At 66.4% G+C, this 19,327-nt stretch carries 23 protein-coding genes and 1 pseudogene; 10 read left to right on the plus strand and 14 right to left on the minus strand.

Annotation, left to right across the window (positions count from 1 at the left end):
* The first annotated feature begins 33 nt into the window (after positions 1-33).
* From RI03_RS15595 to RI03_RS15620, 6 genes are all read left to right on the plus strand, one after another.
* Complete coding sequence (locus RI03_RS15595) at positions 34-759, plus strand: alpha/beta fold hydrolase (RefSeq protein ID WP_010218476.1); 726 nt, start codon at positions 34-36, stop codon at positions 757-759.
* Positions 756-1,514: a tetratricopeptide repeat protein gene (locus RI03_RS15600; RefSeq protein WP_010218477.1), complete on the plus strand. Its 759-nt coding sequence runs from the start codon at positions 756-758 to the stop codon at positions 1,512-1,514. Before RI03_RS15595 ends, RI03_RS15600 begins: the two co-directional genes overlap by 4 nt.
* Before the next feature lie 207 nt (positions 1,515-1,721).
* On the plus strand, positions 1,722-2,138 hold the full coding sequence (locus RI03_RS15605) for a VOC family protein (RefSeq protein ID WP_010218478.1): 417 nt from the start codon (positions 1,722-1,724) through the stop codon (positions 2,136-2,138).
* On the plus strand, positions 2,138-2,872 hold the full coding sequence (gene gloB / locus RI03_RS15610) for a hydroxyacylglutathione hydrolase (protein ID WP_010218479.1): 735 nt from the start codon (positions 2,138-2,140) through the stop codon (positions 2,870-2,872). Before RI03_RS15605 ends, gloB begins: the two co-directional genes overlap by 1 nt.
* A gap of 50 nt (positions 2,873-2,922) precedes the next feature.
* A complete protein-coding gene (locus tag RI03_RS15615) occupies positions 2,923-3,330 on the plus strand; it encodes a hypothetical protein (protein ID WP_238542405.1) in 408 nt (135 codons plus the stop codon).
* Positions 3,327-3,704 carry a hypothetical protein gene (locus RI03_RS15620; RefSeq protein ID WP_010218482.1) on the plus strand — a complete coding sequence of 126 codons (378 nt, stop codon included), beginning with the start codon at positions 3,327-3,329 and terminating at the stop codon, positions 3,702-3,704. Before RI03_RS15615 ends, RI03_RS15620 begins: the two co-directional genes overlap by 4 nt.
* A 150-nt stretch (positions 3,705-3,854) precedes the next feature.
* Here RI03_RS15620 and hslU read toward each other — a convergent pair.
* Positions 3,855-5,152: pseudogene (gene hslU / locus RI03_RS15625) on the minus strand (ATP-dependent protease ATPase subunit HslU).
* 84 nt (positions 5,153-5,236) lie between these two features.
* A complete protein-coding gene (gene hslV / locus RI03_RS15630; RefSeq protein ID WP_010218484.1) occupies positions 5,237-5,788 on the minus strand; it encodes an ATP-dependent protease subunit HslV in 552 nt (183 codons plus the stop codon).
* Positions 5,789-5,889: 101 nt separating this feature from the next.
* Between hslV and RI03_RS15635 the strand changes: the two genes are divergently transcribed.
* Positions 5,890-6,579 (plus strand): TMEM175 family protein, encoded by a 690-nt coding sequence (locus RI03_RS15635; protein ID WP_010218485.1) that lies wholly within the window; start codon positions 5,890-5,892, stop codon positions 6,577-6,579.
* Here RI03_RS15635 and RI03_RS15640 read toward each other — a convergent pair.
* Together RI03_RS15640 and RI03_RS15645 are read right to left on the minus strand one after the other, a co-directional pair.
* Positions 6,576-6,959 (minus strand): hypothetical protein, encoded by a 384-nt coding sequence (locus RI03_RS15640; protein WP_238542406.1) that lies wholly within the window; start codon positions 6,957-6,959, stop codon positions 6,576-6,578. The genes RI03_RS15635 and RI03_RS15640 overlap by 4 nt on opposite strands.
* 104 nt (positions 6,960-7,063) lie before the next feature.
* Positions 7,064-7,483: a hypothetical protein gene (locus tag RI03_RS15645; RefSeq protein ID WP_010162209.1), complete on the minus strand. Its 420-nt coding sequence runs from the start codon at positions 7,481-7,483 to the stop codon at positions 7,064-7,066.
* 117 nt (positions 7,484-7,600) lie between these two features.
* On the opposite strand from RI03_RS15645, the gene RI03_RS15650 reads away from it, so the two are divergent.
* Positions 7,601-8,599 carry a ligase-associated DNA damage response exonuclease gene (locus RI03_RS15650; protein WP_026046766.1) on the plus strand — a complete coding sequence of 333 codons (999 nt, stop codon included), beginning with the start codon at positions 7,601-7,603 and terminating at the stop codon, positions 8,597-8,599.
* Between the two features lie 111 nt (positions 8,600-8,710).
* Here the strand turns inward: RI03_RS15650 and RI03_RS25110 are convergent, their stop codons facing one another.
* Complete coding sequence (locus RI03_RS25110; RefSeq protein WP_010218490.1) at positions 8,711-9,058, minus strand: lactonase family protein; 348 nt, start codon at positions 9,056-9,058, stop codon at positions 8,711-8,713.
* Between the two features lie 44 nt (positions 9,059-9,102).
* On the minus strand, positions 9,103-9,765 hold the full coding sequence (locus tag RI03_RS25115; RefSeq protein WP_274517564.1) for a lactonase family protein: 663 nt from the start codon (positions 9,763-9,765) through the stop codon (positions 9,103-9,105).
* A gap of 181 nt (positions 9,766-9,946) precedes the next feature.
* On the opposite strand from RI03_RS25115, the gene RI03_RS15660 reads away from it, so the two are divergent.
* The gene (locus tag RI03_RS15660) at positions 9,947-10,264 is read left to right on the plus strand and encodes a hypothetical protein (protein ID WP_238542407.1); all 318 of its coding nucleotides are present in this window, start codon (positions 9,947-9,949) and stop codon (positions 10,262-10,264) included.
* A gap of 110 nt (positions 10,265-10,374) precedes the next feature.
* On the opposite strand, the gene RI03_RS15665 is transcribed toward RI03_RS15660, so the two are convergent.
* The 6 genes from RI03_RS15665 to RI03_RS15690 all read right to left on the minus strand — a co-directional run bounded on the left by RI03_RS15665 (position 10,375) and on the right by RI03_RS15690 (position 15,486).
* Entirely contained in the window at positions 10,375-10,983 is a 609-nt protein-coding gene (locus tag RI03_RS15665) for a PEP-CTERM domain protein (RefSeq protein ID WP_026046768.1), read from the minus strand.
* A 230-nt stretch (positions 10,984-11,213) separates the two neighbouring features.
* A complete protein-coding gene (gene rpoN / locus RI03_RS15670) occupies positions 11,214-12,719 on the minus strand; it encodes an RNA polymerase factor sigma-54 (protein WP_010162203.1) in 1,506 nt (501 codons plus the stop codon).
* A 25-nt stretch (positions 12,720-12,744) separates the two neighbouring features.
* On the minus strand, positions 12,745-13,467 hold the full coding sequence (lptB, locus tag RI03_RS15675; protein ID WP_010218494.1) for an LPS export ABC transporter ATP-binding protein: 723 nt from the start codon (positions 13,465-13,467) through the stop codon (positions 12,745-12,747).
* A 228-nt stretch (positions 13,468-13,695) separates the two neighbouring features.
* Positions 13,696-14,232, minus strand: coding sequence for an LptA/OstA family protein (locus RI03_RS15680; RefSeq protein WP_010162200.1), 537 nt, complete (start codon positions 14,230-14,232; stop codon positions 13,696-13,698).
* Between the two features lie 5 nt (positions 14,233-14,237).
* A complete protein-coding gene (lptC, locus tag RI03_RS15685) occupies positions 14,238-14,873 on the minus strand; it encodes an LPS export ABC transporter periplasmic protein LptC (RefSeq protein ID WP_010218495.1) in 636 nt (211 codons plus the stop codon).
* Positions 14,866-15,486, minus strand: coding sequence for a ribonuclease D (locus tag RI03_RS15690; protein WP_010162198.1), 621 nt, complete (start codon positions 15,484-15,486; stop codon positions 14,866-14,868). The genes lptC and RI03_RS15690 overlap by 8 nt, the downstream gene beginning before the upstream one ends.
* 395 nt (positions 15,487-15,881) lie before the next feature.
* On the opposite strand from RI03_RS15690, the gene RI03_RS25120 reads away from it, so the two are divergent.
* Positions 15,882-16,715 carry a cold-shock protein gene (locus RI03_RS25120; protein ID WP_010218496.1) on the plus strand — a complete coding sequence of 278 codons (834 nt, stop codon included), beginning with the start codon at positions 15,882-15,884 and terminating at the stop codon, positions 16,713-16,715.
* Between the two features lie 310 nt (positions 16,716-17,025).
* Here RI03_RS25120 and pip read toward each other — a convergent pair whose 3' ends face one another.
* Both pip and RI03_RS15705 read right to left on the minus strand, forming a co-directional pair.
* Entirely contained in the window at positions 17,026-17,979 is a 954-nt protein-coding gene (gene pip / locus RI03_RS15700) for a prolyl aminopeptidase (RefSeq protein WP_010218497.1), read from the minus strand.
* A gap of 52 nt (positions 17,980-18,031) precedes the next feature.
* Positions 18,032-19,327 carry a metal-dependent hydrolase family protein gene (locus tag RI03_RS15705; protein WP_010218499.1) on the minus strand — a complete coding sequence of 432 codons (1,296 nt, stop codon included), beginning with the start codon at positions 19,325-19,327 and terminating at the stop codon, positions 18,032-18,034.

Raw genomic sequence — 19,327 nt, forward strand, 5'->3', positions numbered from 1 at the left:
AGACCACGCCTTTCCCCATCCGCGAGTACCCCGATGACCACCCCCACCGAACGCCCCCGCCTCGCCTTCCATCGCACCAAAGGCACTGGCCCGACGGTCGTCTTCCTCCCGGGCTACGGCTCGGACATGACCGGCAGCAAGGCGATGGCGCTCGAGGCGTGGGCGGTCGCGACCGGGCGCGGGTTCGTGCGGTTCGATTATGGCGGCTGCGGCAAGAGCGAAGGCGCGTTCGCGGACCAGACGCTCGCCGACTGGCGCGATGACGTGCTGACCGTGCTCGACCAACTTGTCACCGGTCCCGCGATCCTCGTCGGATCGTCGCTTGGCGGGTGGCTGATGCTGCTCGTCGCGCGCGATCATCCGGCGAAGGTCGCCGCGCTGGTCGGGGTCGCGCCAGCGCCCGACTTCACCGACTGGGGCTTCACCACCGAGGACAAGCTTGCGCTTCTGTCGGAAGGCAAGCTCGAACGCCCCTCGCCCTACGCGCCCGAGCCGACCGTCTATACCCGCGCCTTCTGGCAATCGGGCGAGGCGAACCGGCTGATGGCGGGCGGGATCGCGATCGATTGCCCGGTGCGTTTCCTGCAGGGGATGGCCGACGCCGAGGTCCCGTACAACCGCACCGTGCGGCTCGCCGAGCTGGTCCGTTCAGCCGATGTGCAGGTGACGTTGATCAAGGACGGCGACCACCGCCTGTCGCGCGATACCGATATCGCGCGGCTGATCCAGGCGATCGAGGATGTGACCCCCGCCGTATGATCCTGTTCCTCCTCGCCCAAGCTGCCGCCGTTCCGATGGGCCCTGCCCAGGTCGGCCCCGCCTCCACCGAACGAACACGCTACGAGCATTGCCTCGACCGCGCGAACAGCGACCCGGCGGGCGCGGAAGCCGAAGCGGGTCAGTGGAAGATCGCCGGCGGCGGCTTCCTGGCAAGCCAGTGCCTCGGCATGGCGTACAGCCGCGAACAACGCTGGCCCGCCGCCTCCGCAGCGTTCGAGTCCGCAGCGACCGCCGCTGAAAAGGCGAAGGACACGCGCAGTGCCAATTACTGGGCGCAGGCGGGCAACGCCTGGCTCGCAGCGGGCGACGCGACCAAGGCGCGTGCCGCACTCGACGCCGCGATCGCGAGCGGATCGCTGACCGGGATGCCACTCGGCGAAGCACATCTCGACCGCGCGCGCGCGCTGGTCGCCGCGAGCGACAGCGAAGGCGCGCGCGATGATCTCGACCGGGCACTGACCGAAGTCCCCGCCGACCCGCTCGCATGGCTGCTCTCGGCGACACTCGCCCGCCGCGAGGGCGACATGCCGCGCGCCAAGAAGGACATCGCCGAGGCACTCCGGCTTGGCGGCGACGACAGCGACGTCCAGCTCGAGGCGGGCAACATCGCGGCCAAGTCCGGCGACGCCGCCAATGCGCGCACCGCGTGGCAGCAGGCGGTCGACCTCCGCCCCGACAGCCCCTCGGGCAAGGCCGCGGCGATGGCGCTGCAACAGTTCAGCGGCGCGCGGTAACCTTTTGATCGGTATCGCTTCCCCGACGAAGGCCGGGGCCCAGGAGCGATGGCCAAGGTAACGAGGCGCAGTCCCCCGCCACGCCTGTCCCTCTCCCGGGCCCCGGCCTTCGCCGGGGAAGCGGATTCAATTGAACGCATCCCGAGGGTGGCAGACCAACCGCCGCGCCCCTATCTGACGAGGCAACCGCACGGGAGCCCCAGCACGATGAAATACCTCCACACCATGATCCGCGTCACCGATCCGGTCGCGACGATCGACTTCTTCAAGGTCCTTGGGCTCGAGGAAGTCCGCCGGATGGACAACGAAGCAGGCCGTTTCTCGCTGATTTTCCTCGCGGCACCCGGCGATCACGACGCGCAGGTCGAACTGACCCACAATTGGGATCCCGAACCCTATGAGGGCGGCCGCAATTTCGGCCATCTCGCGTACCGCGTCGATAACGTCTACGAGACCTGCCAGCGGCTGATGGATTCGGGCGTGACGATCAACCGCCCGCCGCGCGACGGCAACATGGCGTTCGTCCGCACCCCCGACAACATCTCGATCGAACTGCTCCAGGCCGGCGACCCGCTTCCGAAGGCCGAGCCGTGGGCATCGATGCCGAACACCGGCGTCTGGTGATGGCAACCGATCTGGAGATCGTCCGCGTCGCCGCGCTCAGCGATAATTATGTCTGGCTGATCCACGACCCCGTCTCGGACGAGACGGTCGTCGTTGACCCAAGCGAGGCCGCGCCGGTGATCGCCGCAGTAGCGCAGCGTGGCTGGACGATCTCGCAGATCTGGAACACGCACTGGCACTTCGATCACACCGACGGGAACGCCGAAATCAAGGCGATGGGCGCCAAGGTCAGCGGTCCAGCGGCGGAAGCCGAGCGGATCCCGACGCTCGATACCGGGCTGCGCGAAGGCGACAGCGTGCGGATCGGCAAGCATGTCGCTTCCGTGATTGAAACGCCCGGGCATACCGCGGGACATATCGTGTTCCACATGGCGGAGGATGCGCTGCTGTTCAGCGGCGACACGTTGTTTGCCATGGGTTGCGGACGGCTGACCGAAGGCAGTCCCGCGGAGATGTTCGGCAACATGCAACGGCTCGCCGCGCTGCCCGATGAGACGATCGTCTATTGCGCGCACGAATATACCGTGTCGAACGGGCGCTATGCGGTAATCGCCGAGCCCGACAATCGCGCGGTCGCCGACCGGCTGCATGTGGTCGAGGCACAGCGCGCCGCGGGCGAGGCGACCGTCCCGACGACGATCGGCACGGAACGCGCGACCAACCCGTTCCTCCGCGCGACCTCGGTGGAACAGTTCGCCGATCGGCGCGCCGCCAAGGATGCCTTTCGCGGCTGAAGCGTGATAGGATTGATGCGGGGGGAGAGTGTTGGAAGAGGATGACGACGATGGTTCGTTTTGCCGTACCGCTCCTGTTGCTTGTCGCTGGAAGCTCCAGCCTGTCCGCGGATGACGGCGGACGCCGCGCCCGCGACGCGGAAAAGGACCGCACTGAACTTGCCAAGCAGCTTTCCGGCCTGACCCCGGGCAAGCCGCAGCAATGCATGCCCCTTGGCCGGAGCAGTGACTCGGCGCGCGTGGGCGACACGATCCTCTACAAGCTCAACCGGAACGACATTTACCGGACCGATACGAGCGGAGGCTGCTTCGGCCTGCGACGGGGCGACGCGATCGTCACGCGGAGCTATACCGGACAGCTGTGTCGCGGCGACATTATCCAGACGGTCGATCTCGTCTCGCGCATGCCGAGCGGCAGTTGCACGTTCGGGGAGTTCGTGCGGTACAGGAAGCCATGATCCGCGTCGCGCTTGCCATGCTCGCAATGGGCGCGACAACGACGTCAGACACGCGTGATCTCGACAGGGCGCTCGCGGGCCGCAGTCCGGGCAAGCCGGAAACCTGCCTGTCCTCCAGCCGCCAACTGACACCGCAGGCGGTCAACGATCATGTCCTGCTATACCGCGACGGTCCGCGGATCTGGCGCAACAATTTGTCCGCGTCCTGCCCGGGGCTAGATGACGATGCCGTAATCGTGACCGAGATCCGGGGCGGGCAATTATGCCGCAACGACAGCTTCTATACGCTCCAGCGCGGCGGGATTGGCATTCCGGGGCCGCGTTGCCGGCTTGGCGTGTTCGTACCATGGAGCCGGGTCAGATCGTCGCGATAAGGCCGCTTGCCGTTTGAGGGCAACGCCGTCCGTCCGGTTGGATCGAACGGACGGGGGGCAGGTCCTGGGCGGCCGTGCGAGCGCCGGGGATCGCTACCCCCTCCCCCGCCACCCGTGCTCACGCCTGAGGTGACGGGATAGGGCATTTCCCTACAGCACGAACCGGCTGAGATCGGTGTTGCGCGCGATCCCCGCGAGATGCGTCTCGACATAGGCCGCATCCACCACAATCGTCTCGCCACCGCGGTCCTCGGCGTTGAAGCTGATGTCCTCGAGCAGCTTTTCCATCACCGTCTGCAACCGCCGCGCGCCGATGTTCTCGACATCGCCGTTGACCAGCGCCGCCATCTTCGCGATCGCGCGGATCCCGTCGTCGGTGAAGCTGATCGTGACGCCTTCGGTCGCGATCAGCGCCACATATTGCTGAGTCAGCGACGCCTTGGTGTCGCTCAGGATCGCGACGAAGTCGTCTTCGGTCAGCGCCTTCAACTCGACCCGGATCGGCAACCGCCCCTGCAGCTCGGGCAGCAGGTCGGACGGCTTGGCGACGTGGAACGCGCCGCTTGCGATGAACAGAACGTGGTCGGTCTTCATCGGTCCGTATTTCGTCGCGACCGTGGTGCCCTCGATCAGAGGAGCAGGTCACGCTGGACGCCTTCCCGACTGACCGAACCGCCGCGCACGTCGCTCACCGCGATCTTGTCGATCTCGTCGAGGAAGACGATCCCGTTCGCCTCGGCATCCGCGAGCGCGGCGCGGCCGACCTCATCCTGGTCGAGCCGCTTGTCGGCCTCTTCCTCGACCAGCTTGTCCCACGCCTGCGGCACGGTCAGCTTACGGCGCTTCAACTGCCCGCCGCCGCCGAACGCCTTGCCCATCATCTCGGACAGGTTGATCATCTGCGCGCCGCCGCCGGGCATTTCGAACGGCATGTTGGGCGCTGCCTCGAGCTCGATCTCGATCTCGGTCTCGCGCAGATGGCCGTCGTGCAGACGCTGGCGGAACGCTTCGCGCGTCGCTTCGCTCGCGCCCTTGCCGGTCAGCGCGTCGAGCAGCCGCGCGAGCGCGGCTTCCTCGGCCTTGTCCTTGACCGCGCTGCGGCGCCGCTCCTTCTCGAGGCGCACCGCTTCCTCAACCAGGTCGCGCGCGATCTGCTCGACGTCGCGACCGACATAGCCAACCTCGGTGAACTTGGTCGCCTCGACCTTGATGAACGGCGCATCGGCAAGCTTGGCCAGACGGCGGCTGATCTCGGTCTTGCCGCAGCCGGTCGGCCCGATCATCAGGATGTTCTTCGGCGACACCTCGTCGCGCAGGTCATCGCCCAGCCGCTGCCGGCGCCAGCGATTGCGCAGCGCGACCGCGACCGCGCGCTTGGCATCGGCCTGGCCGATGATATGCGCGTCGAGCGCGCGGACGATGGCCTTGGGGGTAAGGGAGTCGATCATGGGTCTCTCTCAAGCCCCTTCCCTTCGGGGAAGGGGTTGGGGTCTCTCTTAAGCCCCTCCGCTTCAGGGGAGGGGCTTTATGGCTCAGTTCGTTTCGAGGCTTTCCACGGTCAGCCGGTCGTTGGTGTAGACGCAGACCTCCGCCGCGATCGCCATTGCCTTGCGGCAGATCGTCTCGGCATCCGCCTCGTAATCGACCAGCGCACGCGCAGCGGCGAGCGCGTAATTGCCACCCGAGCCGATCGCGGCGACGCCCGCTTCGGGCTCGAGCACGTCGCCGTTACCGGTCAGGATCAGCGTCACCTCCTTGTCGGCGACGATCATCATCGCCTCGAGGTTGCGCAGGTATTTGTCCGTCCGCCAGTCCTTCGCCAGCTCGACCGCGGCGCGCAGCAGCTGCCCGTGATGCTGCTCGAGCTTGCGCTCCAACCGCTCGAACAGCGTGAAGGCATCCGCGGTTGCACCGGCAAAACCGGCGATGACCGAACCGTCGCCGAGGCGCCGGACCTTCTTCGCATTGGGTTTCATCACCGTCTGGCCCTGCGTCACCTGACCGTCCCCGGCGACGACGACACGACCATTACGACGCACGGACAGGATCGTGGTGCCGTGCCACACCGTTTCGTTTCCACTCATGCAGCGGGATATGGGGCGCAGGTCCGCACGGTGCAATCGGTCGCTTGCGCGGATTGCCTTCGCTCGTGGATAAGCGACGGGAACAGAGGGGCAAATCGAGAATGAACCAGGCCGGACACCAACCCGACCATCCGCTGGAACGGATGGTTTTCTTTTCCGACGCGGTGTTCGCCATCGCGATCACGCTGCTGATCATCGAGGTCCACCCGCCGCATCTGCCCTATGGGTCGCCGTGGCAGGACTATGTCGATGCGCTGGTGCAGCTGTTGCCGAACTTCATCGGCTTCTTCGTCAGCTTCTTCGTGATCGGTGCCTTCTGGGCGGGGCATCATCGCGCCTTCGGACTGGCCGGGCATTATTCCGACGCGCTGATCGGCCCCAATCTGGCGTTGCTGTGCGCGATCGTCTTCCTCCCCTTTTCGACCGCGTTCATGAGCGCCAATGCCGGGATGCTCGTGCCGTCGGTCGTCTATGCCGTGACGCTCATCGTCAGCGGGTTGCTAAGTCTGCGCCTGACGCGACTCGCGACCATGACGGGAGTGGTGCGGGAGGACATTCCGCGCGTCGACGTCGCGCTGGCACGAAATCGTAGTCTCGGGGTGGTCCTGGGGGCGCTGCTTTCGCTCGGGATCGCGTTTGTCGATGCGCGGTTCAGCCAGGCCGGCCTGCTGACGATCCCGTTGTTCCAGGCAGTAAGCCGAAGGATCGTGCGCCACCGGTTCGAACCTGGGCGCGGCGCGCGCGCCACGGCGACGGCGACCGCCGACGGTGGCGGCCGCCCTCAGGTTTAATTGGCAGCGCCAGTTTGCGCGTTCATCGTGCCGCGGTCGGACACCAGCGAGGGTGCAGGCCCGGTCGCCGGGCGTAACGCCTCGCGTTCCGCGGCGGTCATCGGCGCAGACATGTCGGGGCGGAAGTCCGCGACGGCGCGATCGTCCGCATTGCGGTTGGGATCCAGCAGATCGGTCGGGACATGGCCCTCTTCCGAAGGTTTCGACAGCAGCGCCGAGATCCGACCGCGCGACAGGAACGCCGCGATACCAGCACCAGCGGCGAGGGCGACGGCGCCGATCGACCAAGCGGTCGTCGCGTTCATCGGCTTCGGCGCGTGCTTCTTGGCAGGCTTTGCCTCAGGCGGGGTCTTTGGGTGATGCTTGTGGGTCTTTGGCATGGTTCGCACTCGTGTTAGAAGTCGACCGTCAACGGTTGACCACAGCGAGCGTTCCGACCCGGACGGTGGCGCGGCACCCGAAGGGCACCGCGCCGGTCGTCCGATCAGCGGCAGCGGTTGTCACTGCCGTTCTTGTCGATGGCCTTGCCCGCCAGCGCGCCGCCGGCGCCGCCGATCAGCGCGCCCAGAAGGCCCGAACCGCCCGGGGCGATCGCCGCGCCAAGCACGCCGCCTGCGATCCCGCCGACGACCAGACCGGTCGTACCATCGTTGCGACGGCAGTAATAACGGCCGTCACTGCCACGGTAGACGCGGTCGTTCTCGGCCAGGCGACGCTCCTGATAATGGCGGCGATCCTCGCGGTAATAGCGCGACGCGTCATAACCGTTGTACGACGGATCGGGCCGGTCGTAATCATATTGGGCGTAGCGGTTGTCGCCATAGCCGCCCGGACGCCCGCCATATTCGTCACAACCAGCGATCAAGGTCGATGCAGCCAATAGGCCGAGAGTGAGTGCGCGCATCCGAAAGCCTCCTGTTCGTTACGCTAGGGTAATGCGCGGATGCGCCATTGGTTGCTTTTCCCGACGAACGGATGATCCGATATGGCGTTCGGGCGGTTGCGGCCCCACATCGTCACAATGGCAAAGCTCGGCGACTGGATCGATCCGCAACCCCATGGCATTCATGTCAAACCCGCAGACGTGTGGGTCGACCCGTCGCAGCCGACGCCGCGTGCGCTGGTGACCCACGGCCATGCCGACCACGCGCGCGGCGGCCACGGTGCGGTGTGGGCCACCCCCGAGACGCTCGCGATCATGGACGCACGCTATGGCGCGCAGGCCGGGCATCCGGTGGCGTACGGCGAGTCTCACGATTTCGGTGACGTCCGCGCGACCTTCGTGCCCGCGGGGCACGTGCTTGGCTCGGCGCAAATCCTGCTTGAATATCGCGGCGAGCGGATCGTCGTATCGGGCGATTACAAGCGCCGCCCCGACCCGACGTGTACGCCGTTCGAGCCTGTCAAATGCGACGTGTTCATCACCGAGGCGACGTTCGGGCTGCCGGTGTTTCGCCACCCCGACACCGGCGACGAGATCGACAAGCTGATCGCCGCGCTCCACGCCAATCCGGATCGGTGCGTGCTGGTCGGCGCCTATGCGCTCGGCAAGGCGCAGCGCGTGATCGCCGAACTGCGCGTGCGCGGCCACGCTGCGCCAATCTATATCCATGGCGCGCTCGAGCGGTTGTGCGCGCTGTACCAGGCGCATGGTGTCGACCTGGGCGAGCTGCGTCCGGCAACCACCGCAGCCAAGGCCGAGATGATGGGGCATGTCGTGATCGCGCCGCCGGGGGCGCTGGCGGACCGCTGGTCGCGTCGCCTGCCCGACCCGATCACCGCGATGGCGTCGGGCTGGATGCGGGTGCGCCAACGCGCGGTCCAGCGCGGGGTCGAGCTGCCGTTGATCTTGAGCGATCACGCCGATTGGGACGAACTGACCGAGACGCTGACCGAGATCGCGCCCAAGGAAGTGTGGGTCACGCACGGGCGCGAGGATGCGCTGGTCCATTGGTGCGCCACGCGCCAGATGAAGGCGCGGGCGCTCGCTCTGGTGGGATATGAGGACGAGGACGACTAGGCCGCCCAAGGCTCCATGCCGGACGTGTTGCAACATCCACCGGGCAGCTGGCACGGACCGGATACGCGGCGCGGTGGCGCCTGAGACGAGCTTTGGGTGACGCCGGAGATACTAGGTGGGATCCGTCTCGAGCACATACCCTACCCCCGGGATCGGCAATACCACGTCGGTCGGCGTCAGCCGCCCATCCGCCGCGAGGGAAAGCACCGTGACGGTCTGTGCGCGCTCGTGCGCCACGACCATCACCCCCGCCGCCTCGAGCAACAGGAAGAAACGTGGCGACGCCCCACCGCTGGCGACATGCTCGAGCAGCGTCGGCCGGCCGTCCGAATCCAGCCCAAAGACCGCGATACTGTCATGCCCGCGGTTCGAGACGTAAAGCCGGGTGCACGCCGCGTTGATCGCGAGATGGGCGAGGATCGAATCGCCGTGCCACGCCGCAGGCAGGGTCGATAGCATCTCCGTCGCCCCGAACGTCCCGTCGTCATGCCGATCCAGCGTCGTCAGGTATTGGCCAGTTCGCTGGCGAGATACGCGCGATGCACGTGGCGGGGATGCAGCAGCAGGTGCCGCGGCCCCGATCCGGGCGGGGCGGCGAAGGCGACTCGCGGCGTCCCGAGCGTGTCGTCGGCGGCAATATCGAAGGCGAGCAAGTGATCGGTCCCGAGATCGGTCTGGTACAGCCAGCGCCGGTCGGGGCTGAACCCGACCCAATGCGCGTGCGGCGCGTCCTGCCGCACCGCGTTCGGGCCGGATCCCTGGTTGGCATGGACTTGCGGCTCCCCACGGGGAAGCCCGGTATCCGGATCGAGTCGGATCAGCGCGACGCTACCGCCCGCGTAATTGGCGACCGCGAGCAGGGTTCCCTCCGGATCGACCGCGATATGGCACGGCGCGCCCCCACCGGCTGGGACGACCGCGAGCGTTTCCCAGCCCTGGTCGCCATGGCGATGGACGCCGACCCGCCCGATCGCATCTTCCTCGACGATGTAATGAAGCCGGTGCCGGGGTGAAAACACACTGAACGAGGCGTTGGGGGCGGCGGTATAGGCCGGGCCAATGCGCCAGGTTCCGGCCGTATCGCGCTCTAGCGTGCAGAGACCACGCCCGCCACCGCCGCGATACGTTCCGGCAGCAAGGGATATCGTGCAAAGCGGTCCGGTCATATCGGCCCCATAGGGGATTGCCCCTCCCCACGCCAATCGGGGGGATCGCTTTGGAAACGGATCCTGATCGCCGCGTGCAGCCGCGCTGGTCGACCGTCCACTGTCTTTTCGCGCACCGCGGTCCGAAACAGCCGCCGAGACGTTTGCCCGGTGTGCGCCACAGCTTGAAGGAGCGCGACGAATGCCCCGCAAATCCCGTATTACCCCGCCGAGCAATCCCTGGCCCGCGATCGGTATCGAGGCGTGGACGCTTGGAATGGAAGCGTCCGCGGTCATCGGCCTGCGGGTCTATCAACACATGATGGCCGGACCAGCGGGCAATGCCGCCAGCCGGGCCGAAGCCCGTCTGATGGTGGAAGAGAAGGTTGCCGCCGCCGCGGAACTGCACCGCACGATGGTGTCGGGAGGGCTTGGCAGCACCCCCGCCACCGCGACCAAACGAATCATCCGCCACTATGCGAGCACCGTGCGCGCCAACCGCAAACGGCTGACGGGTTGATCTCGACGGATGAGACCCGCCGTGGTCCGGACGGATGTCTCGTATGACAAACGCAAAGGGCCACCGACCCGGTAAGGTCGGCGGCCCTGCGCGTAAGGTGTCCTTACGGCTTAGGCGTAGGTAACGCGAACCGACTGGTTCTTGCGCGAGCGGACGCCCGCACCGATCATCGCGAAACCTGCGAGCATCATTGCCCAGGTTGCCGTCTCCGGAACAGCGGCCGTAACTGCGGAAACCGTGAAGCTGCCGTTGTAGTCAAGCGGGTCACCGCCCGGCGTTGCGGTATAGCCCTGGACGAGGTCCGCACGGCCGCGATTGTAGAAGAAGTTGGTCAGCGAGTAGGTCGTGCTGCCCTCGGTGAACGCGTTGCCGCCCAGAAACGAGTTGGTTGCGACCGTGTAGAGACCAGTCAGCGTCTGGCCGCCGTCGAAGCGCAATGCGAGATTGTAGGTCGCGTCCGAGTTGATCGTCTCGCCTGCACGGTAGCCTTCGCCAACGAGCAACTGCATCATGCCGCCAGTGGCAGAAACCGGGAGGGCGATCGTCCGGCCGGGGTTGACGTACGTCGTCGTGTTGCTCCCCTGCAGGAACAGCGCATAGTAATTGTTCGCATCGGTGGTCCAGACAGTGCCCGACGGACCAGTAACGGTTGCACCGACGATGGTTGCTGCCTGTGCGGTACCCGAGAGCGCGGCCACGGATACTGCGGCTGCCAACATAAGCTTAACGTTACGCATACTCACTCCTATACACCCGGTGGTTACGACCCTATCGGTCGAACCCGGTGAACAGGATTTAGCAACGATTGTGCCAACCGCAGATTTGCGCAAAATTAACCAGAACGTTCAAATCCAGGTGTAAACGGTGGTGACAGCCATCGTGAAAAAACAACCGTTCACCCTCGCATCGTGGGGGTAGCCCGAGACCCCAACGGTCTTTCCCGCCGATCTTACCCCGCCCCCAGCGCCCGCGCACGACGGCGCTGGACCGAACTTCCGATCCCGAGCGCCTCGCGATATTTGGCGACCGTGCGTCGTGCGATGTCGAAGCCCTTCGCCTTCAACTGCTCGACCAGCGTATCGTCCGACAGGATCGCATCGCCCTCGCCCGCGATCAGCGCCCGGATCGCGGACTTCACCGCTTGCGCCGACACCGCATCACCGCCATCCGACGACTGGATCGCGGAGGTGAAAAAGTATTTCAACTCGAACAGCCCGCGCGCGCACGAGAGATATTTGTTGCTCGTCACGCGGCTGACGGTCGATTCGTGCATCTCGATCGCCTCCGCCACCTGACGCAGCGTCATGGGTTTCAGATGCGCGACGCCGTGGAGGAAGAACGCCTCCTGCTGCTTCACGATCTCGCTTGCGACCTTGATGATCGTGCGCTGCCGCTGGTCGAGCGCCTTGACCAGCCAGTTCGCGCTGGCGAGCATCTCGCCGAGCCACGCCTTGGACGCCTTGTCGCCGCGCGCCGCCGAGAGCTCGACATAATAGGTCCGGTTGACCAGCACGCGCGGGAGCGTCGCGGCGTTGATCTCGATACCCCAGCCGTCCTTGCGCTGCGCGACATACAGGTCGGGGACGACCGGCTGCGAGGGTTCTCCGCCGAACCGGCAGCCGGGCTTGGGATCGTAGCCGCGGAGTTCGCGGATCATGTCGGCAAGGTCTTCCTCGTCGACATGGCAGATCCGCCGCAACCGACCGAGATCGCCGCGCGCGAGCAGGTCGAGATGCTCGAGCAGCCGCGCCATGCACGGGTCGTAGCGATCCGCCTCGCGTGCCTGGAGCGCGAGACATTCGCCGAGATCGCGCGCGCCGACGCCGGTCGGGTCGAACGTCTGGATGGTCGCAAGCACTGCCTCGACCCGGGAGAGAGAGACGCCAAGCCGGGTCGCGATGTCGAGCAACGGCGCGGTCAGATAGCCGCAGTCATCGATCTGGTCGATCAGGTGCGCCGCGATGAAAAGATCGGCGCCGTCGACCGCGGTCCCCGCCTGCGCGAGCAGATGATCCGCCAGACTGAGCGTAGTGGTGGCGAAGGCATCGAGGTCGGGGCCGTCCTCGCTCCCCGTGCCGCCGCTGCTCGCGCCGTTGAGCCCAAGCGCACCATCCATCCCCGCGCCGCCGGGCTGGTCCGCAACGCTGTCGTGGTGGAAGCTCTCGGCGGTGAAATCGACATCGAGCCCAGCCTCACCCGAGTCGCCGCCCTGCATCAACAATTCGTCGGCGGGGGCGGGTTCGTCACGGGGCGCGCTCTCGACCTCGCGCTCTTGCGTCGGGCCGTCGTCGTTCGATTCGCCCGCCTCGAGCAACGGGTTGCGTTCGATCTCCTCGGCGAGGAACCCCTCAATCTCGAGGTTCGACAGCGCAAGCAGGCGAATCGCCTGCTGCAGCTGCGGCGTCATCACCAGCGATTGCGACTGACGCAGGTCGAGGCGTGGCGCGAGGCTCATCGCTGGCGGACGGCTCCGGTGGACATCACAGCGAGAAGCCCTCGCCCAGGTACAGCCGCCGCACATTGGCATCCGCGACCAGTTCCTCGGGCGAACCGGTAAACAGCACGCGGCCGTCATAGATGATATAGGCGCGGTCGACGATCTCGAGCGTCTCGCGGACGTTGTGATCGGTGATCAGCACGCCGATCCCGCGCTGCTTCAACTGGATGATCAGGTCGCGGATGTCCGCGATCGACAGCGGATCGATCCCGGCGAACGGCTCGTCGAGCAGCATGATCGACGGGTTGGCGGCCAGCGCGCGCGCGATTTCGGCGCGGCGGCGTTCGCCGCCAGACAGCGCCATCGCGGGGGACTCGCGCAGCCGCGTCAGCCCGAATTCCTCGAGCAGCGTATCGAGCCGCACCTTGCGCTCGGCCGCGTCGGGCACCGCGAGTTCGAGCACGCTCAGGATGTTCTGCTCGATCGTCATTCCGCGGAAGATCGAGGTTTCCTGCGGCAGATACCCGAGGCCGAGAATCGCGCGGCGATACATCGGCAGCCCGGTGATATCCTCGCCATCGAGCATGATCCGGCCCGAATCGGGCTTCACCAGCCCCATCACCGAATAGAAGCAGGTCGTCTTGCCCGCGCCATTGGGGCCGAGCAGCCCGACCACCTCGCCCTTGCCGATCGAGACCGACACGTCGGTCAGTACCGGGCGCTTGTCATAGGATTTGGCGATCGACACGACCGACAGGCCGTTCATCACCGGCGCTTCCGCGATCGGCGGCGCGGTGTCGAGCGTCAGGCCCGGGGTTGGCGTCAGCGTATCGGTCATTGCGGGTCCCTGCTCGCATTTCGATCTTACCGAAGCGTTACCGGGCGGCGACTGGCAAGCTTCGTGCATGCGCAATGCATGGCCTGCGCGGTATCTACGCCAATCGATGCAGACTGGAAAGCGCGACGGGGCCGATCGCGCGCAGGCTGCGCCGGATCAGTTGCGCTTGGGGACCGAGAACGTTCCAGACACGCGCCCGTTGCTGCTCGTCGTCGTCCCCGGAGCGCCCGACGAACCGCCGCCGCCGACCGAAGACCCGTCGATGATCGCGCGCCCGGTATCGAGGTTGATCGTCAGCCGCCCGCCGTTGACGGTGTTCCCCGCCTGGATCAGCGTCACCGCGCCGAGCATCGTGATGACGCCCTTCTTGAGATCATAGACCGCAAAATTGCTCCGCGCGGTCTGGGTCGGCCGGGTCACGACGACGCCGCCCGACGCATCGATCCGCTGCGCCTCGGGCGATGCACCGGTACTGATCTGCCCGGCGTAGCTCACCGTCATGCGCTGCGCGTTCAACGTCATCTCGGCCTGCTTGACCACCACGTTACCGGTGAACAGCGCGCGATTCGCCTTGTCCTGCAGCTCGATGTGATCGGCGTTGAGGTTGATCGGCGCCTGCGAGTTGCGGCCCTGCGCGAATGCCGGGCTTGCAAGCGCAAACGAAAGGGTCAGCAGGGTCAGGGTACGGCGCATGGAGGCTATCTCGTCCTTACCGGAACGATCCGCAAGCGCGCATTGCCGTCGAGCTTGACGACATGGCTCTCGAGATCGACGTTCATCTGGTTGGCACTGAACGTCCCCTGCGGCACCGTGCCGGTCACCGCGCCACCGCTTTTCAGCGTCTTGCTCTTGAGATCAAGCGTCGCGTCCTGCGTGGTGAGGTGATAGCCGCCGGTGCTGTCGACCTTGAGCGGGCCGTCGATCACCACCTGCTGGGCGTCCATGTCGTAATGCCCGCGATCCGCGACGACATTGGCGGGACCGTCGGTGAGCCCGATCTGCGCGGAAAGCTTGTTGAGCCGCAGGATCGGCTCGGCCGAACTCTTCTGGACCGCCGACCCGGCGTTGACCGCGAACGGCTGGCCCTTGTCGTCCTGCCCGCGATACGTCGCGGACTGGATACGGATCCGTTCGCGCGCGACCTCGACCTTGTTCTTGTCGAGCAGGAAGCTGACATCGCCCCCGGCATACAGCGGCAGCACGACGACGAACGCCGCCATGATCCCGATCGCGACCGGCAGCGCGACTCGCAGCACCGCGACCGTCCGGTCGTGGCTGCTCCCGGGCGCGGCCCAGCGCCGCCGGCTGTCGAGGATCGCGCCGGCGTCAGGCATGCGCGAAGATGTCGGTCTCGGGCCAGCCCGCCAGATCCAGCTCGGCGCGGGCGGGCAGGAACTCGAAACATGCCTGCGCGAGCGCGGTACGCCCTTCACGTGCGAGTCGCCGGTCGAGCTCCTCGCGCAGCGCATGGAGGAAGCGGACGTCCGAAGCGGCGTAATCCTTTTGCGCGTCGCTCAGCACCGGGCCACCCCAGTCGGACGATTGCTGCGCCTTGGAAATATCCTGCCCGAGCAGTTCGCGAACCAGTTCCTTCAGGCCGTGCCGGTCGGTGTAGGTCCGGATCAGCCGCGACGCGATCTTGGTGCAATAGACCGGGGACGCCTCGACCTGCAGGTAATGGCTGATCGCCGCGAGATCGAACCGCGCGAAGTGGAACAGCTTGGTCCGGTCCGGATCCTCGAGCAGCGCGCGCAGGTTGGGGGCTGCATAATTGCTTTCCGGGCCAAAGCGGACGAGATGTTCGTCCGGTCCACCGTCCGACAGCTGGACCAGGCAAAGCCGGTCGCGCGGGGTGATGAGACCCATCGTCTCGGTATCGACCGCAATGTCGGCGCCGGGCGCGAACAGGTCGGCGGGAATGTCTTCTTCGTGCAGGGTTACGCTCATCGTCCGGCCCTAGCGGCGAATGGCGCGATGCTCAATGCCTGCAACGCGTCCACCGGATCCGGAAAGCGACAGGATTTTTCAGGGCCCCGCAGGCAATCTCCTGCCAGTTTTCCGGCATTCCGTCGCGCCGAAGGAACGCCCCTACCCCCTTCAGGATCAAGGCAAACGTTCAAAAAGACGGCCCTTGCGTCGGGTCGGCTGTGCTGTGCGTGCAACGGTCGCGCAAGATCGGTACGAACTGTGCCCCATTTTGGACGAATTTGTTCGCAGCGCATCGAAAATTAAGCTAACACGAGTCGGTGGCACGATTGGTTTGGTGCACAGGGCCTTGCGTCTTTCGTCCGATGCAATGGTTGTTATAATGAGGTCGGACGAAGCGGGAAGACGAACAGGGCATGAGTTTCGATAAAGGACGCCGCGGCGATCGTGGCGGGCGCGGGCGCGACAAGCGCGACGGTTTCGGCGACAGCGGCGGCTTCGACAGCGGCTTCGGTGGCGGTGGCGGTGGCGGTGACCGTTTCGGCGGTGGCGGTGACCGGTTCGGCGGCGGCGGCGATCGTTTCGGCGGCGGCGGCGGTGGCGGCGGTGATCGCTTCGGCGGTGGCGGCGGCGGCGGTGGTGGTGGCTTCCGCAGCGGCGGTGGCGGCGGCTTCGGCGGTGGTGCCGGCGGCGGCGGCGGTCGCGGGATGCCCCCGCAGGTTGTCGGCGAAGGCACGGGCGTCGTTAAGTTCTTTAACGGCCAGAAGGGTTTCGGCTTCGTCGTTCGCGATGACGGCGGCGAGGACGTGTTCGTTCACATCTCGGCAGTCGAACAGGCTGGCCTGACCGGTCTGGCCGAAGGCCAGCCGCTTGGCTTCACGCTGGTCGATCGCGGTGGCCGTATCTCCGCAACCGATCTCAAGATCGACGGCGAGCCGATGGCCGTCACCGACCGCGGTCCCCCGCGTGAGCGTGATGCAGCGGCTCCTGGCGGTCGTCCCGCTCCCGGTGGCGCGCCGCAGCGCTCGCTGACCGGTGAAAAGGCGACCGGTACGGTCAAGTTCTTCAACGCGATGAAGGGCTTCGGCTTCATCCAGCGCGACGACGGACAGCCCGATGCGTTCGTTCACATCTCGGCTGTCGAGCGTGGTGGCATGACCTCGCTCAACGAGGGCGACCGACTCGAGTTCGAGCTCGAAGTCGACCGTCGTGGCAAGATGGCTGCGGTCAACCTGACGTCGATCGCGTAAGTCTTACGCAGCGATACGGGTTATGAAAAAACCCGGCAGGCCTTCCGCCTGCCGGGTTTTTCTTTGCTTGGTGGATGTGTGCCGTGGTTCGATGGCGCCGCCCCAACCCGTCGAGGACGACGCAGAAAAGTGCTGCACCCCAAGCGCTTCCCCGGCAAAGGCCGGGGTCCAGTAGCGGACCGTCGGGAAGCAAAGGACACCGCTCAGTTACCACGGGCCGCTCTACTTGGCCCCAGCCTTCGCCGGGGAAGCACCCGTTCCGAACGGCACCCCCTCCTCCGAACGCGCACCGACTGGCGGTATCGGCCCGTTACCCGTTGGCGAACCGGTCGGTCGCGCGGATCAACTGGTCGAGGATGCCCGGCTCGCTATAGGCATGCCCCGCCCCCTCGATCAGGTGGAACTCGGCCTCGGGCCACGCCTTGTGTAGCGCATAGGCGTAATACGAAGGGCACGGCATGTCGTACCGTCCATGGACGATCGTCCCCGGAATCCCCGCCAGCCGCCCGGCATCGCGCAGCAATTGCCCGTCCTCCAGCCAGCAGTCGTGAACGAAGAAATGCGTCTCGATCCGCGCGAAGGCGAGCGCGAAATGTCCCTCGCCGAACGCCGCCGACATCGCCGCGTCGGGGAGCAGGGTGATCGTCTCCCCCTCCCAGATCGTCCACGCCTTTGCCGCCTCGAGCTGGCGGACGGAATCATCGCCGGTGAGCAACCGGTGATAGGCGCGCAGCATGTCGCCGCGGTCCGCCGGCGCGATCGGGGCGAGGAAGCGCTCCCATTTCTCAGGAAACATCTGCGACACGCCGAATTGATAATACCAGCGCATCTCCGCGGGCGTCGCAGTGTAGATCCCGCGCAAAATCAACGCGCTGACCCGCTCGGGATGGGTCTGCGCATAGGCCAGCGACAGCGTCGATCCCCACGACCCGCCGAACACCAGCCATCGCTCGACCCCCACCATCTCGCGCAAGCGCTCGATATCGGCGACGAGGTGCCACGTCGTGTTCGCCTCGAGCGCCGCATGCGGCGTCGACTTCCCGCACCCGCGCTGGTCGAACAGCAGCACGTCGTAGCGTTCGGGATCGAACAGGCGGCGATGGCTGGGCGAAATCCCGCCGCCCGGGCCGCCGTGGAGGAATACGGCGGGGGTGGCGCCGGGGGTGCCACACCGTTCGAAATAAACGAGGTGCCCGTCGCCGACGTCGAGCATCCCGGTCGTATAGGGTTCGATTTCGGGGTAAAGTTCGCGAAGGTCGGTCATTGGCCAAGCGTAACGGGTGCGGTGGCCGCTGGCAAACGCCCCTGATGCTCCCCTACCGCATCGGCACCACGCGCCCCTCGGTCATCACATAGGCGACATGCGTCACTGCGGCCGGATCGACCAGTGGATCGCCCGTCACTGCGATCAGGTCCGCCGCCTTGCCCGGCTCGAGCGTCCCTGTTTCGCGCGCGAGCCCCAGCAGGTCCGCCCCGCCCTTGGTCGCCGCGATCAAGGCATCGCGCGGGGTCATGCCGCCCTTGCTGACCATCAGCCCGATTTCCTCGCCGTTGCGGCCATGCGGGAAGACCGCCGCATCGGTGCCGAGCGCGATCGGCACCCCCGCCTTGTACGCGCGGTTGAGCGCCTTGCCCCATACCAGCAGCGTCTGCCGCGCCTTCGCCTCGGTATTGGCGGTGTAGATGCCCTTGCCCAGATACAGTTGCAGCCCGCTGAACGCCATCAGCGTGCCGACATAATAGGTCCCGCGCGTCTTCATCAGCGCGACGTCGGCGTCGTCGGCGTAGGTGCCATGCTCGATCGAATCGACCCCGGCACGCACCGCTGCACCGATCCCCTTCGCACCATGCGCATGCGCCGCGACCTTGAGCCCGAGCTGGTGCGCGGTGTCGCAGATCGCCTTCATTTCCTCGTCGGTGAAATGCTGTTCGAGACCGATCTTGCCATCGTCGAGCACCCCGCCGGTCGCGTGGAACTTGATCACGTCGACGCCGTAAGCGGCGATCTTGCGGACCGCCTTCCCGCATTCGAGCGGGCCGGTGCAGACCCAGAATTGCTCGCCCGACGCCTCGATCGCCGCGCGAAGGTTGGGCGCGAGCCCGACGGTCGAATCGCCATGCCCGCCGATGATCGACAGCGCCGGGCCGGCGACCTGAATCCGCGGCCCCGGGAAGCCACCTTCCTTGATCGCGTCGCGCATCGCGACGCTCGCAAGCGGCGGTCCGCCGAGATCGCGCACGGTGGTGAACCCGGCGCGCGCGGTGACGAGTGCGTTGTGCAGGCCGACCGTCGCGGCATAGGGTTCGGAATATTTCGGGGTCAGCCCCTGATACCACGGCTCGCCCGAATTGCTGGTGAGATGCACGTGGACGTCGATCAGCCCGGGCAGCACGGTCTTGTCGCGCAGGTCGACCACGGTCGCCCCCGCAGGCGCGGTCGCCCCGTCCTCGATCCGGACGATCTTGCCGTCAGTGACGATCACGGTCAACGCACCCCGCGCGGGCTTGGCCGCATCGGTAATCACATGCCCCGCCTGGATCGCGAACGTCTCGGCATTGGCGGCCGTACTTGCCAACAGCGCGGCTATCGCCGCGATCACCGTCTTGCGCAT

The organism is Sphingomonas sp. PAMC 26621 (genome assembly GCF_000251145.1).
Taxonomy (GTDB): Bacteria; Pseudomonadota; Alphaproteobacteria; order Sphingomonadales; family Sphingomonadaceae; genus Sphingomonas.